14 protein-coding genes are annotated in these 14,193 nt (G+C 71.6%); 3 read left to right on the top strand and 11 right to left on the bottom strand.

Features of this window, described 5'->3' with window-relative positions; translation table 11 throughout:
- The gene (locus ABD374_RS29200; RefSeq protein ID WP_344499189.1) at nucleotides 1-765 is read left to right on the top strand and encodes a sirohydrochlorin chelatase; all 765 of its coding nucleotides are present in this window, start codon (nucleotides 1-3) and stop codon (nucleotides 763-765) included.
- An 8-nt stretch (nucleotides 766-773) separates the two neighbouring features.
- Complete coding sequence (locus ABD374_RS29195; RefSeq protein WP_344499187.1) at nucleotides 774-1,004, top strand: hypothetical protein; 231 nt, start codon at nucleotides 774-776, stop codon at nucleotides 1,002-1,004.
- Here ABD374_RS29195 and ABD374_RS29190 read toward each other — a convergent pair.
- The 7 genes from ABD374_RS29190 to ABD374_RS29160 all read right to left on the bottom strand — a co-directional run bounded on the left by ABD374_RS29190 (nucleotide 985) and on the right by ABD374_RS29160 (nucleotide 8,580).
- Nucleotides 985-1,380, bottom strand: a complete 396-nt coding sequence (locus ABD374_RS29190) for a nuclear transport factor 2 family protein (protein WP_344499185.1) — start codon at nucleotides 1,378-1,380, stop codon at nucleotides 985-987. The genes ABD374_RS29195 and ABD374_RS29190 overlap by 20 nt on opposite strands.
- On the bottom strand, nucleotides 1,373-1,951 hold the full coding sequence (locus tag ABD374_RS29185; protein ID WP_344499183.1) for a DUF1697 domain-containing protein: 579 nt from the start codon (nucleotides 1,949-1,951) through the stop codon (nucleotides 1,373-1,375). The genes ABD374_RS29190 and ABD374_RS29185 overlap by 8 nt, the downstream gene beginning before the upstream one ends.
- 77 nt (nucleotides 1,952-2,028) lie before the next feature.
- Complete coding sequence (locus ABD374_RS29180) at nucleotides 2,029-3,228, bottom strand: S8 family peptidase (protein WP_344499181.1); 1,200 nt, start codon at nucleotides 3,226-3,228, stop codon at nucleotides 2,029-2,031.
- A gap of 967 nt (nucleotides 3,229-4,195) precedes the next feature.
- Nucleotides 4,196-5,398 (bottom strand): macrolide-inactivating glycosyltransferase, encoded by a 1,203-nt coding sequence (gene mgt, locus ABD374_RS29175; RefSeq protein WP_344499179.1) that lies wholly within the window; start codon nucleotides 5,396-5,398, stop codon nucleotides 4,196-4,198.
- Nucleotides 5,399-5,477: 79 nt separating this feature from the next.
- Nucleotides 5,478-6,785 (bottom strand): ABC transporter substrate-binding protein, encoded by a 1,308-nt coding sequence (locus ABD374_RS29170; RefSeq protein WP_344499177.1) that lies wholly within the window; start codon nucleotides 6,783-6,785, stop codon nucleotides 5,478-5,480.
- Nucleotides 6,785-7,624, bottom strand: a complete 840-nt coding sequence (locus ABD374_RS29165) for a carbohydrate ABC transporter permease (protein ID WP_344499175.1) — start codon at nucleotides 7,622-7,624, stop codon at nucleotides 6,785-6,787. The genes ABD374_RS29170 and ABD374_RS29165 overlap by 1 nt, the downstream gene beginning before the upstream one ends.
- Nucleotides 7,621-8,580: a carbohydrate ABC transporter permease gene (locus ABD374_RS29160; RefSeq protein WP_344499173.1), complete on the bottom strand. Its 960-nt coding sequence runs from the start codon at nucleotides 8,578-8,580 to the stop codon at nucleotides 7,621-7,623. The genes ABD374_RS29165 and ABD374_RS29160 overlap by 4 nt, the downstream gene beginning before the upstream one ends.
- 116 nt (nucleotides 8,581-8,696) lie before the next feature.
- On the opposite strand from ABD374_RS29160, the gene ABD374_RS29155 reads away from it, so the two are divergent.
- Nucleotides 8,697-9,551 carry a phosphotransferase enzyme family protein gene (locus tag ABD374_RS29155; RefSeq protein WP_344499171.1) on the top strand — a complete coding sequence of 285 codons (855 nt, stop codon included), beginning with the start codon at nucleotides 8,697-8,699 and terminating at the stop codon, nucleotides 9,549-9,551.
- A gap of 31 nt (nucleotides 9,552-9,582) precedes the next feature.
- On the opposite strand, the gene ABD374_RS29150 is transcribed toward ABD374_RS29155, so the two are convergent.
- The 4 genes from ABD374_RS29150 to ABD374_RS29135 all read right to left on the bottom strand — a co-directional run bounded on the left by ABD374_RS29150 (nucleotide 9,583) and on the right by ABD374_RS29135 (nucleotide 14,045).
- Nucleotides 9,583-10,305, bottom strand: coding sequence for a 3'-5' exonuclease (locus ABD374_RS29150; protein ID WP_344499169.1), 723 nt, complete (start codon nucleotides 10,303-10,305; stop codon nucleotides 9,583-9,585).
- Between the two features lie 124 nt (nucleotides 10,306-10,429).
- On the bottom strand, nucleotides 10,430-11,674 hold the full coding sequence (locus ABD374_RS29145; protein WP_344499167.1) for an SAV2148 family HEPN domain-containing protein: 1,245 nt from the start codon (nucleotides 11,672-11,674) through the stop codon (nucleotides 10,430-10,432).
- Nucleotides 11,675-11,773: 99 nt separating this feature from the next.
- Nucleotides 11,774-13,093: a copper amine oxidase gene (locus ABD374_RS29140; RefSeq protein WP_344499165.1), complete on the bottom strand. Its 1,320-nt coding sequence runs from the start codon at nucleotides 13,091-13,093 to the stop codon at nucleotides 11,774-11,776.
- Nucleotides 13,094-13,157: 64 nt separating this feature from the next.
- Nucleotides 13,158-14,045, bottom strand: a complete 888-nt coding sequence (locus ABD374_RS29135) for a Tat pathway signal sequence domain protein (protein WP_344499163.1) — start codon at nucleotides 14,043-14,045, stop codon at nucleotides 13,158-13,160.
- Between the last annotated feature and the right edge of the window lie 148 nt (nucleotides 14,046-14,193).

Genomic DNA, 14,193 nt, shown 5'->3' with positions numbered 1-14,193 from the left:
ATGTTCCGTCGTCCGGTCCTCCTCGTCACAGCCCACGGCAGCCGCGACCCGCGGCACGCCGCGACCGTGCGGGCGCTGGTGGCGCGCGTGCGGGCGCGGCGGCCCGGGCTGCGCGTGGAGACGGGCTTCCTGGACTTCGACGCCCCGGCGGTGCCGCGGGTGCTGGAGCGCCTGGCCGGGGAGGGCGTACAGGACGTGGTGGTCCTCCCGCTGCTGCTGACCCGCGCGTTCCACGCGAAGGCCGACATCCCCGCCGTACTCCACGAGGCGTCGGCGCGGCTGCCGCGGCTGCGGATCCACCAGGCGGAGGTCCTCGGCCCCTCGCCGCTCCTGCTCACGGCGCTGGAGCGGCGGCTGTACGAAGCCGGGCTCGCCCCCGGCGACAGAGGCTCGACCGGGGTCGTCCTGGCCTCGGCGGGCTCCACAGACCCGGAGGCGATCGCAGTGATCGCTGAAATCGCGCGGGAGCTGCGGCACACCGGTTGGTGCGCCGTGCGGCCTGCGTTCGCCTCCGCATCCCTTCCTCGTACGGAGGACGCGGTCCGGCTGCTGCGGACCGCACCGGGGGTACGCCGTGTCGCCGTCGCCCCGTACGTCGTCGCTCCCGGCTTCCTGCCGGACCGGATCGCGCGGGGGGCGCGGGAAGCCGGCGCGGAGGTGCTGGGCGGGGTGCTGGGCGCGTCCCCGGAACTGGCCCGGCTGCTGCTGACGCGCTACGACGAGGCGCGGGCGCCGGTGCGGCGGCCGGCGGCGGTCGGCGCGTAGGAGGTTGTGTGCCCTGCGGGGCTTTCCCCCTCCTCCCCTTCCCGCACCCGGGGCCCGCTCCCCCGCACGGCGGAGCCGCGAAGTGTCACAGCGGGAAGGGGCGGGGCGGGGTGCGGCGCGCCGGCGACGTCCTGACGACGGGCCGGGTCAGCGCGTGCTTCGGCCACCCCGTGCGGATCGCCCGTACGGACGGCCGGTGGACCGTACGGGCGGAGCGGGTCACGGGGACGGTGGTGTGACGCCGGGGTCGTCCTCCTCTTCGTAGGGCGTGCCCTGGTGGAAGTAGAGGAGCCAGCCGCGGTCCGTCAGACGCCACAGTGAACTCCGGTGGGCGCGGCGCCCGTTGCTCTCGGTGTCGAAGGTCAGCTGGACCACGTCGGGGGCGAGCCGCACGCCCCGCATCCGGGTGGTGGTGATCGGGCGGGCCGTCGTCGCGGCGGACTCGTCGGTGAGGGCCGCGACGATCGAGTCGCGGTCCCAGCGGCGGCCCGACACCCCGAACTCGTGGAAGTCGGGGTGGAACAGCTCGACGAGGAGTTCGGGGGTGTTGCGGACGGCCGGGTCGAGCAGGCGCAGCTCGCCCTCGACGGCGGCCTGGATCGCGTCGTCAGTCACGGGTCATCTCCACGAGTTCGGCGACCGTGTTCCAGTTGCGGGTGGTGGCGGTGACGCCCTTGAGGAGGGCCGGCCTCGCCAGCGCCCCGGCGAGCCCGGAGCGGCCCAGCCCGTCCGGTGCGTAGAGGTAGAGGGCGCGGTCGCCGAGGCGGAACTCCTCGGGGAGGTACGCCGCCGGGTCGACGGGCGCGAACCGCTCGGGGCCGACCTGGTGCGAGAGGTAGGTGACGTGGAGCTGTCCGCCCGCCGGCTCGGCGGCCGGGAAGGGGCAGGCGTCGGCGACGGCCTTCAGGTAGGCGCCGCTGCGGACCAGGCAGTCGACGGTGAACCCGAAGTGCGTCTCCATGGCCTTCTCCAGCTCCGCGGCGAGCGACGCCTCCGCTTCTTCGGCGTCGCAGGCGTCGGTGGCGTCGTAGGCGTCGGTGGTGAAGACCGCGTTGCCGCTCCGGAGGTACGTACGGACCTCCCGGTGGCCCAGTTCGGCCAGCAGTGCCCGGAGCTGGGCCATGGGCACCTTCTTGTGCCCGCTCACATTGATTCCGCGCAGCAGGGCGGCGTACGTCGTGGTCATGCGCCAAACGATAGGCGGCCGCCGTGCCCCGTGGGGGAGGGCACGCCGCCCGCCCGTTCGGTGCCGCGGACGCGTCTCTACTCGACGATCTTCAGCAGTTTGTTCGGCGTGCCGGCGCTCGGGTTGCTGATCTTGTCCAGGGTGGCGCCCCCGGTCAGCGCCGTCGCGACGGCCGCGGGCGTGGCGTCCTGGTGGCCCGCCAGGTAGAGCGCGGCGGCGCCCACGACGTGCGGGGTCGCCATGGAGGTACCGGAGATGGTCTTCGTGCCCTCGTCGCTGTCGTTCCAGGAGGAGGTGATGTCCGAGCCCGGCGCGTAGATGTCCACGACCTGGCCGAAGTTGGAGAAGCCGGACTGCGCGTCGCCCTGGGTGCTGGAGGCTACGGTGACGGCCTCCTTCACGCGGGCCGGGGAGCCCTGTCCGGCGTCACTGGACTCGTTGCCCGCCGCGACACCGTAGGTGACGCCGGAGGCGATGGACTTGCGTACGGCCTCGTCGAGGGCCTCGTCGGCGCCGCCGCCGAGGCTCATGTTGGCGACGGAGGGGCCCCGGTGGTTCTTGGTGACCCAGTCGATGCCGGCGACGACGCCCTCGGTGGTGCCCGAGCCGTTGTCGTCGAGGACGCGGACCGCGACGATCTTCGCCTTCTTGGCGACGCCGTGCGCGGCGCCGGCGATGGTTCCGGCGACGTGCGTGCCGTGGCCGTTGCCGTCGTCGGCGGAGTCGTCGTTGTCCACGGCGTCGAAGCCGTGGGCGGCGCGGCCCTCGAAGTCCTTGTGCGTGATCCGGACGCCGGTGTCGATGACGTACGCCGTGACGCCCTCGCCCGCGCCGTCCGGGTAGGTGTACTTGCCGTCACCGGCGGTGCCGGGCTGGTCGATGCGGTCGATGCCCCAGGACGGCGGGTCGTCCTGCGTCGCGTTGATCGTGAACTTCTTGTTCTGGACGACCTTGGCGACGGACGGGTCGGCGGCCAGGCGCTTGGCCTCGGTCTCCGAAAGGCCGTTGGCGGAGAAGCCGTTGATTGCGGAGCTGTAGGTGCGCCGGAGCTTGCCGCCGTACTCCTCGGCCAGGTCCTGCTTGTCGGTCTTCTCGTCCAGCATCACGATGTAGCTGCCGGCGACGGCGCCCTCGGCGCCGGCTCCGTACACATGCCCCTGGGCGGCGGGAACCGCTCCCGCGAAGGGGGAGTCGAGTACGGTCACGCCGGCCGCGGCCGCCACGGCGGTTATCGCCGCGGTGAACTTCAGCCGGCTGGAACGCTTGTGAAGTGCCATGAAGAGGGGTCTCCTCGTCAAAATGTGGGGGGATTCGCCTCCGGACCGGAAGATCTCCGGGGGTTGGCTCGAAACCCTGACCGATTGACGCGCGCAGATCAAGGGCTTCATGATCCCGTCACTTACTCAACAAGGTTTCACAACAAAAAAACGGGCAGCGGGCTCCAAGTCGGACAGAGTCACGAACTCCCTTCACGAACAAGGGGCTTACGCCCCACCGCCGCCACCGCCCCCCTTCTCCGTACGACCACTGTCAGAGCCCGGCGCTCCTCCCGGGCTCGTGGAAACCGATCACGCCGGCCCCGAGGTCATCGCCGCCCCGCGTGCCGCCTTCGACGTGGACGACGGTGGTGCATCGGCGTCGGGCTGGGACGCCGTGCGCGCCTTCGGGGCCGGGCACGGCATCGCCCTGCCCGAGCCGTACCGGACGTTCGTCGCGGAGACAACCGACGGGTCCTTCTCCGGGCCGCCGGATTACGGCCTCGTGTCACTGGCCGAACTGCCCGGCCGCTGGGGGGCGACGGATCGGATCGGGACGTGGGCCGGCCCTTCCCGCCGACCGCGGCGTGGCCGTGGGAGGACGACCCCAGGCGGTCCGAGGAGACCGGTGCGGTCCGCGGCCAGGTCTTCGACCGCGGACCGGTCGTGCCGGGCACCGACAGGGGCGGCATGTATGAGCGCCTCACACACTGCTCCCCGCCGTGACCGGACCTCATCGAGGACACATCTGGAACATCAGCGGTGAAGGGGCCGCTCCGTTCGGGGCTGACCTCGGATTCACCACGGCCGAAACACGGTTCGCCGGACGGGTCGGGCTCTGGGCGGCCCGCAAGCCGTGGTTCGACACCGGATAAGGCGTCGGGGGTGTCGGGGGCCACGCCGGAGATGACGTCGGGTGGGGTCTCGAGGGTGGCACAGGGGGTGCGGGCCGTGACGTCCCGCTTCCGCCAGGCCGTCCCGACCGGCTTCACCGTGCGGGCAGTTCGGCCTCGATGAGGTCCGCCGCCCGCCCGGTGCCGCCCTCGGACGCCATGCCGGCGCGGATGTCCTCGGCCCTGCGGGCCACCTCCGGGTCGGCCAGCAGGCCGAGGACCGCGGCACGCAGGGCCTCGGCGGTGGCGTCCTCGGTGTCGATCCTGCGGGCGACGCCGAGCGAGACGAGCATGTCGGCGTTGCCGAACTGGTCGACGGCCTGCGGGACCGCGACCATCGGCGTACCGGTGGCGAGGCCCTCCTGGCTGCCGCCGGCGCCCGCGTGGGTGATGAAGGCGTCGGCCTGCCTGAGGACGGCCAGCTGCGGCACCCAGCGGTGCACCTCGATGTTGGCCGGCACCTCACCGAGCTCGGACTCCTCGACGAACTTGCCGATCTGGAGCACCACGTGCCAGCCGGGCAGATCACCGAAGGCCTTGACGCACTCCCGGTAGAACGCCGGCAGCTTGGTGAACGCCGAACCGAGCGACACCAGCAGCACCTTGTCCGCGCCGGCCGGACGCCGCCAGTCGCCCTGGTCCGTGCGGTCGCCCTGGCAGGCGCCGACGAAGGAGTGGACGGATTCGTCGACCCGGTCCGCGTTCGGCTGGAGGACCTTGGGGATCAGGACGATGCTGCGGGACGGGCGGCCCACGAAATGGTCGGGGTCGGCGCCGTTCAGGCCGTTCTCGTCGAGCCAGGCCCGGAAGCGCGCGTAGTACGCCCGGCCGCGCTCGGTCTGCTTGAGCGGGCCGAACAACGGCTCGGCGACCTCCTCCTCGTACCCCTCCCAGGCGACGAGGTTCGGGGAGAGCGACACGGCGGGCACGCCCCAGCGGTGGGCGAGGACGCGCGCCGGGTAGGAGGTGATGTCGTGGAGGACGAGGTCCGGCTCGTCCCCCTCGAACGCCGCGGCCAGCTGGGGCAGGGCCTGGACGGCGTCGCCCAGGAAGGGCTCGATGTTGTCGATCAGCTCGGTGCCCCAGTCCTCCGGGTGGTCCTCGGTGGGGAGCGTCGAGGTGTAGATCACCGGGTCGGCGCCGGTGACGGCGACCTTGCCGGCGAAGGAGGCGGGGATCGCGTACGAGACGCGGTGTCCCCGGGCGACGAGCTCCCGGATCACTTCGATGCTCGGGTTCACGTGCCCGGGGGCGGCGATGGAGAACATGGCGATGTGAGCAGGCTTGGGTGAGGTCATGCCCCGACCCTAGGCGAGACGATACGTCTCGTGCAATGTGAATTCCCTCTTCCCTCGGAGCCCGCGCCGCCGCCACGCTTCAGCGCTGGTAGCGGGCGAGCACCAGGTTTCCGTCCTCGACAAGGCGTTTCTCCAGCTCCTCGGCGTCGATCGCCCCGCTGTAGAACTCCTGGTAGGCCGGTGTCGCCACCTTGTCCTTCCACTCGGGGTAGCCGCGTACGGACTGCGCCGGGGCCGGAACCAGGTGCTCGGCGAGTGCGGTGCCGGTGGCCCAGCCGTCCTTCTCGGCGCGCAGGTCCGGGTCCTTCAGCGCCGCGGCGCCGGTCGGCAGCATCCAGTCGCCCTTGGCGAGACGCGCCATGTTGTCCGGCTGGAGGAAGAAGTCGATGAACTCCATCGCTTCCTTCTTGTACGGACTGTCCTCGGCCACCGACAGCGTCTGGGGACTCACGCCCTGGGCCGGGTTCCCGGCTCCCGCCGGCGGCGGCAGCACCTTCCACTCGAAGCCCTCGGGTGCCTGCTGGACGATCTGCTGGCGGTAGGAGAACCCGAGCGGCACCATGGCGTACTTGCCGCCGAAGAAGCCGGGCAGGGTGTCCGAGCCGCCCATGCCGAGGGTGGCCGCCGATGCGCTCCTGTCGGTGTTGACCTGCTCGCGGATGGTGCGGGGGACCACGGCGTCGCCCTCGGTGAAGCGCACCCGCACCTTGCCGTCGGCGTCGCGGTGGAAGAGCTTTCCGCCCGCCGAAAGCCCCAGGTTGAGGGTGGCGGAGACCGGGTCCTTGAGGGGCCAGGCGACACCGGACTTCTTGCCGTCACCGGCGCTCAGTTCTTTGGTGATCTGCCGGAACTCCGGCCAGCTCCACGGCTTCTCGGGGGTGGGGACGCGCACGCCCGACGCCTTGAGGATCTTCTCGTTGGCGATCAGGACCCTCGGCTCCTGGAGGAACGGCACGCCGTAGACGCCCTTGCCGAAGGTCGTCGCCTGCCAGCTGCGCCGCGGGATGTCGTTCTTGAGCCGGGCGGGCAGCAGCTCGCTCAGGTCGGCGAGGTAGCCGCCGTACGCGAAGTCGGCGAGGTCGTCGGAGGCGTCGTGGATGATGTCCGGGGCCTCGCCGCCCTCGAAGGAGGTCAGCAGCTGGTCGTGGACGCTGTCCCAGCTGCCCTGGACGTACTCGACCCGGACGTCGGGGTGCACGGCGTTCCACTCGTCGACGAGCTCCTTGTTGGCGTCGACGGACTCCTTCTGCCAGGCCAGCGACTGGAAACGGAGCGTGACTTTCCCATCGGCGTCCCGGTCGTCGCCGCCGTCCGAGCAGCCGGTGAGGAGCAGCGACGCGAGCGCGGTGGCGGCGGCTGCGAGCTTCGTGAGCCGGGCGATGCGCATCAGGCCTTCACCGCCCCGGCCGTCATGCCGCCCGTGATCCGCTTCTGGATGAGGGCGAAGACGACGAGGGAGGGGAGGGTCGCGAGGAACGCGGCGGCGGCGAGCGGACCGAGGTCGGCCACGCCCTCCGCACCCAGGAAGTGGGTGAGCACGACCGGCAACGTCTGCTTCTCCGGAGTCTTGAGCAGGACGAGCGCGAAGAAGAACTCGTTCCATGCGGTGATGAACGCGAACAGCGCGGTGGCGACGATGCCGGGGGCCAGCAGTGGGGCGGTGACCGAGACGAGCGTACGGAGCCGGCTCGCTCCGTCGACCGCGGCGGCCTCCTCCAGTTCGTGCGGTACTGCCCTGACGTAACCGACCAGCATCCAGAGCGCGAAGGGCAGCGACCACACGACGTACACCATGATCAGGCCCGCCAGCGAGTTGACCAGGTGGAGGTTCTTGAGGATCAGGAAGAGCGGGATGATCACCAGGACGAAGGGGAACGCCTGGCTGACCACGACCCAGCCGGTGGCGGCGGCGGAGAGCTTGTTGCGGTGGCGGGCCATGACGTAGGCCATCGGGGTCGCGATGACGACCGCGATCAGGGCGGCCGAGAGCGCGGCGATCAGGCTGTTGAGCGCGGCTTCCAGCAGGGGCTGCTCGTCGAAGGCCTGGCGGAAGTTGTCGAGGGTCGGGTTCTCGGGGATCCAGGTGGGGTGCAGGGAACCGAGCTCGCGCGGCGGCTTGAACGCCGTCGAGATCAGCCAGAGGAAGGGGAAGGCGAGAAAGACCAGGTAGACGAGGAGCGCGAGGTACTGGCCGGTGCGCGCGGACCTGCTGGTGCGGAGCGTCACCGGTCGCCGCCTCCCTTCAGGCGGCCCGCGAGGTAGAAGGCGAGCATCACCGAGATCACCGCGACCATGACGCAGCCCATGGCGGCGGCGTAACCGAACTGGCCGTAACGGAAAGCCTGTTCGTAGGCGAAGAGCATGGGGAGGCGGGTGCGGCCCCCGGGTCCGCCGTTCGTCAGGACGTACACCAGGGCGAAGGAGTTGAAGTTCCAAATAAAATTGAGCGCGGTGATGGCGAGGGCGACCGGCTTGATGGCCGGCCAGGTGACGGTACGGAAGCGCCGCCAGGCGCCGGCGCCGTCGAGGGCGGCGGCCTCGTGCAGCTCGTGCGGAGTGTTCTGGAGGCCGGCGAGCAGGGCGACCGTGGTCTGGGGCATGCCCGCCCAGATGCCGACGAGGATCACGGCGGGGAGGGCGGTGGCGAGGCCCGTGAGCCAGTCGCGGCCGTCGCCCAGACCCAGATCGCGGACGGTCTCGTTCAGGATCCCGGCGTCCGGGTTGTAGACGAGGCGCCACATGATGCCGACGACCACTTCGGGCATCGCCCAGGGGATGATCGCGAGCGCCCTGGCCAGCCAGCGGAAGCGGAGGTTCTGGTTGAGCAGCAGGGCGAGACCGAGCGCCAGCAGGAACTGCGGCACGGTCACCCCGACCGCCCAGAGCAGGCCGATCCGGAACGACTCCCAGAACAGCGTGTCGTGCAACAGGTCCTGGAAGTTCAGCAGTCCGATCCACTGGGTGGGCGTGGTGCGACCCGACTGGGAATCGGTGAAGGCGAGCGCGATGCCGTAGAGCAGCGGGCCGACGCTGAGGATCAGGATCGGGACGAGCGCGGGCAGTACCAGGAACCAGGCGCCGGCGCCGGGCTTCCTGCCGCTGCCGGAATCCCGGCCGCTGCCGGGCCCTCTGCCGCTGCCGGGCCTTCTGCCGGACCGCGCCTTCGCGGTCTCCAGTGTCACGGATTCGACTCCTTCGGGCGGCTCGTACGGGACCGGCCGCCCCGGCGGCCCCCGTCATCGTGCTGACGGGCAGTTGGTTCGTCAACCCGGCCTGCACGGATGCGAGAATCGGGCCCATGGACGAGAAACGGGCACGCGAGGTGCTGGCCACCGCCGGACTTCCCGCCGGAGCGGAGCTGCTGGCACTGGGCGAGAACGCGGTGTTCGCGGCCGGGAGTCTCGTGGTCAAGGTCGGCCGCCGCGACGCGGAACTGGTGGCGCGGGCCGAGCGCGAACTGGCCGTCGCGGCCTGGCTCGCCTCGTCGGGCGTCCCCGCCGTACGGGCCGCCGAACCGAAGCCCCGCGTGGTGGACGGCCACCCGGTGACGGTGTGGCACCGGCTGCCCGAGGCCGTACGCCCGGCGGGTCCGCAGGACCTCGCGGAGCTGCTGCGCCTGGTCCACGCCCTGCCCGCCCCCTCGTTCCCACTGCCCCGGCGGGAACTGCTCGGCGGGGTCGAGCGGTGGCTGCGGCTCGCGGGCGACGCGATCGATCCGGCCGACGCGGCGTACCTGCGCGAGCGGCGCGACGGTTTCGCGGCCGCGTCGGCCGCGCTCGTCCCGCATCTGCCGCAGGGGCCGATCCACGGCGACGCGCTCCCCCGCAACGTCCATGCCGGTCCCGACGGTCCGGTCCTGGTCGACCTGGAGACCTTCGCCGCCGACTTCCGCGAGCACGACCTGGTGGTCATGGCCCTCTCGCGCGACCGCTACGGCCTGGCGCCCGAGGCGTACGACGCCTTCACCGCGGCATACGGCTGGGACGTACGCGAATGGGCCGGCTGCGCGGTGCTGCGCGGGGCCCGCGAGACGGCCAGCTGCGCCTGGGTGGCACAGCACGCTCCGTCCAGCCCGGCGGCACTGGCCGAGTTCCGCCGACGGGTGGCGTCCCTGCGTGACGACGACCCCGAGGTCCGCTGGTACCCGTTCTGAACCGTCCCCGCACTCGTCCGCGTGCCCGGGCTCAGCGCCCCGTCGGCACCACCTCGCGCAGGGGCCACCGCGGATCGATGACCGCGTCCGGCGTGCCCTTCCTGCGGAGGAACTCCTGGAAGGAGGTCGCCCAGTCGGCGTACCACTGGATCTGCCTGTCGTGCAGGTCGGCGGGGGTGAGCGCCGCGATCGAGGGGTGCCGCTCGGCTATCGCGCGGGCGACTCCGACCGCGGCGAGGGCGTCCGCCGAGGCTTCGTGGGCGCCGTCCAGGACCACGCCGTACTCGGCGCAGACGGCTTCCAGCGTCCGCTTGCCCCTGCGGTAACGGTCGACGGCGCGGTCGATCGTGTACGGATCGATGACGGGGCCGATACCGGCGCCGCCGAGCCGCTCGTCCAGCGACGGCAGCCCGTGCCGGTGCAGCTCGGCCGCGAGCAGGGTGAGGTCGAACGCCGCGTTGTAGGCGACGACGGGCACGCCCTGCGCCCAGTAGCCGGTGAGCGTCGCGGCGATCTCGTCGGCCACCTCGCGGGCCGGTCTGCCCTCGGCCCCGGCCCGCTCGCTGCTGATGCCGTGGATCGCCGACGCCTGCTCCGGGATGGGCACACCCGGGTCGGCCAGCCAGTCGCGCCGGCGGACCACGGCGCCGCCCTCCACGCCGACGACCGAAGCCGTGACGATCCGGGACTCCAGCGGCTCCGTGCCGGTCGTCTCCAGGTCGAACCCGACCAGTGGTTCCCCGTGCCATCCCATCCTGGGACCTCCTTCGTGATGCTCCCGGATGCTCCCCGGTGGGAACCACCCTCGCACGCACCACTGACAACGCCCTCGGGAGACCGCGGGAGACCGCGGGAGAGCTCGGGAGACGCGGGATGCCTCAGGAAACCGGCCGGGAGTCCGCCCACACCGCTTCGAATTCTTCCCGGTACGTCTCGAAAAGACCGTGCTCGGTGTCGTGGCCGTCCTGCCCGTGCCTGACCACACCGCGCCCGCCGCCCCGCAGCACCAGGACCGGCGCCTCCATGCCGCGCGCCCTGCGCAGGTACGTCTGGACGACGGCGAGCCCGTCCGAGCCGTCCCCGTCCACCAGGTACGCCGTGAAACGGGGCGTCTCGTCGAAGACGTGGATCTCGAACGCCCCCGGGTCGCGCAGCTTCGAGCGCACCCGCCGCGTGTGGAGGATGTTCATCTCCACCGAACGGCTCAGCTCGCCCTTCTTCAGACCGAGTTCGCGCTCGCGCCGCTTGACCGCGCTGCTCGCCGGGTTGATGAAGAGCAGCCGTACGCGGCAACCCGATTCGGCCAGCCGCACCAGCCGCCGGCCGGAGAAGTTCTGGACGAGGAGGTTCAGACCTATGCCGATGGCGTCGAGGCGCCGCGCCCCGCCGAAGAGGTCCTCGGCGGGCAGCTGGCGCTGGAGGCGCACCCGGTCCGGGTGGACGCTGACCACATCGGCGTACCGGTCCCCCACCAGGTCCTCGACCGCGTCGACCCTGAGCCGGCCCGACGACGGCACGCCGGTCCCACTGCCCAGGATCTCCAGGAGCCGCGCGGACGCCCGCTCCGCCTGGGCGAGGACCGCCTCGGACAACGCCCGGTTGCGCGAGACGACGTTGCGGGTGACCTCCAGCTCGTCCAGGGCCAGCTCGACGTCGCGCCGGTCGTCGAAGTACGGCTCGAAGCACGGCCAGTGCTGGACCATGAGCTCGCGCAGCTGCGGCAGCGTGAGGAAGCTGACGACGTTGTCGTCGGCCGGGTCGAGCAGGTACCCCTTCCTGCGGGACACCTCCCGTACCGCGACGGCGCGCTGCACCCACTCCTGGCCCGCCGGCCCCGCGGCCGCGACCACCCAGTCGTCCTCGCCGTGCACCGGCTCGTAGATGGGCCGGAGCACGGCGGCGACGACGGCGCGCAGTCGCTGCTCCACCAGGTTGAGCCAGATGTAGGCCCGCCCCGCCCGCTGGGCGCGCGTGCGCACCTCGCTCCAGGCGTCCGCGCCCCAGTCCAGCTCCGCCCCGATCTCCATCGGCCGCGCAAGCGAGACCGCTCCGGGCGGGACGCCTGTGGAACCCCCCTCGTGACCTGCGTCACCGGGGGGCAGTTCCAGCCCTCCCGAGCTCACCCACGCACCGCCTTCAGCTCCTGCAAGCCCCGTCTCCAACGATCAAGGAAGGGTACTCCGGAGCGGAAGGCGGTGCAGCCGGATCCCCGGGCTCCTTTCTCAACTCCGTTGTTCGTACCGTCCGTTCTGCCCGGCGAGATCGGCCGGAGTGAGCGGATTCATAGCGGTTACGTCCCTGGGGGCCAGCTGGAAACCCTGCCAGTGGACCGGCATGGGCTGCTGGTCCTCGTCCCGGGCGATGTGGTGGAACCCGATGTTGACCCAGGCGATCGGGTTCTTGAGGGTTTCGCCGTTCACCCACTCGTCGACGCTGTCCGGCGCGTTCGCGCTGCCGCAGTCGCGGATGTTGTTGCTCGCGAACTGTTCACACTTGCGGTAGTTGGTGAAGTACAGGTCGTGCTTGGTGAAGCTGCGTCCCGGATGCTTGTTCGAGGCGCCGGGCACGATCTCGTACGAACGCGGGTGCCCGTCCTTGTTCTTGCCGGTCGCGCTGACGACCCGCCACCACCGCATGCTCCTGGCGTCGCCCGCGAGCTCCTTGGCTATGGGGGTACGGGTGGTCCTGGTCGTCGGCTTGCCGTTGCCCTGCGGCGGGGTGACCTTCGAGTCGTACTGCTCGATCCGGTTCTTGGAGCTGCCGTCGAGACCGAAGTTCAGCCGCCAGAAGACGTTGTGGCTGTGGCTGGTGGCGTAGTCGCGCGCGCCCTTGCCGATCGGCCAGCCCCGGCCGTCGGTGGCGTCGTAGTCGCCCGGCGAAAGGCTGCCGGTGGCGCCGACGTTGGCGGAGACGGTGCCGTCGGAGGAGAAGCGCCACTCGGTGATGTACTCGTACCAGGACACCTTGTTGACGGTGTAGACGAGCAGGTCCTTGCCCTGGGCCTGCCAGACCTTGGTCCCCTCGTCGCTGGCGAGGCGGTACGCGTGCCCGCGCGCACGCGTGGTCGTGCACAGGCCCTTGACGTCGCCCGCGTCGCGGACCCGGACCGTCCTGATGGTGCCGCCGGGGCACTCGGTCGGCTTCAGGTCCTGGAGCCCCCAGCCGAAGCCGTAGCCGGTGAGGTCGTCGTACTCCTCCCGGCCGTTGTCGTACGGCACGTGCACCTGTGCGAGCTTGCCGCTCGTCAGGACGCGGATCGGCTCGGGCTCCCCCTTGGGCTGGTACGAGACCTTCTCCAGGACCAGGCCGGCGTCGCTGTCGTAGTTCCAGCACATGCGCCAGGTGGTGCCGCCGTCGAGCTTCTGCTCGATGCGGTACGCCGCGCTGCAGTCGGCCGGGACCGGGGCCGGCGCCCCGGGCGCGCCGGCGGGGGCCGCGGTGGCGGCCGGCCCGCCCGCGGCCGCGAGGCTGCCCATCAGGGCGGTGGCGGCGATGATTGCAGCGGCCCGCTTGCGGGCACCAGAAGTTCTGTTGATGTGCATGAGGATGGACTCCCTCGTACGGAAGTGCGGGAAGGGGCTGAAGAGGATGAGACGGGCGAGAGCGTCAGCCGATGCGGCCGACGGTCCTCGCGCTGAGGTCGACGACGAGATCGCGGGTGTCTATCCACGGTCCGTTCCTGACCTTGGACGTGACGCGGACGCACCGGTGTGTTCCGCACTTCGCGAGCGCCCCGGGCACCCGCTCCTCGCGGTCGACCCGGTAGATCCCGCCGTTCACCCACAGCTGGTCCGCCGAGGTGAGCGGCTTGCCCATGGCGTCCTGATAGTCCTTCTTCAGCCCCTCGCCGAGCGGGCTCGCCAGGATCAGCTCCGTGGCCTCGCGGTTCTCCCGGGGGGTGGGCGACGGCTGTACGCCCTTGAGGACGCCGGTCCGCTCGACCTTGCCGGTGGCGAGGTCGACGGTCTTCGTCACCAGCTCGTCGCTCTTGTAGTCGTAGTACGAGACCTCCGCGCGGCGCGGCGGCGCGGCGTCGTCGACCTCGGACGGCTGTATCTCGCTCAGGTTCGTGGCGAGGTGCTGGAGCCCCCGGTCCCCCTCGACGTCCCGGCCGGCGGCGAACCGCGACGGGGACAGCGCGAGCTTCTCCACCCGCTCCAGCTCGCCGTCCGTCAGCGGGTCCCTGCCGATGCCCTGCTCGCCCTCGGCCGGGGCGCCCTCGACGACTCCGGGCTCCGGAGCCTGCCCCGCGGCGCTCCCGCCGTTCCGGGCGCTCCCGTCGCCCTGGGCGCTTTCGCCGTCCTGGGCGCCGCGGTCTCCCCGCTCGCCCGGGGCCGGCCCCGTGGCTGCCGCGGCCCCCGCCGGTCCGCGCCGCGTGTCGTCGGCGCCCGCCGGATCCGGCAGGGTCACCCCGATCATCACCGCGGTCCCGGTCACCGCGATCGCGGCCCCCGCCAGCACCTTTCCCAGATGACGGCGCACTGTCCTGTTCACATTGCCCCCCTGCTTCTGCCCAGATCCCCTGTCGCCCGCGCGTCACACGCGACAGCAACTGGCATACCGGGTATGCGTGGTCACCCGGTAGGACGGTCCGAAGTCCTAGGTGGTTGCCCCGCTTTCGGGGAAGATCTTGTGCGAAGCA

This window comes from Streptomyces enissocaesilis (genome assembly GCF_039533765.1).
Classification (GTDB): Bacteria; Actinomycetota; Actinomycetes; order Streptomycetales; family Streptomycetaceae; genus Streptomyces; species Streptomyces enissocaesilis.
The sequence above is the reverse complement of the archived record's forward strand: the minus strand, read 5'-3'. Positions and strand labels throughout refer to the sequence as shown.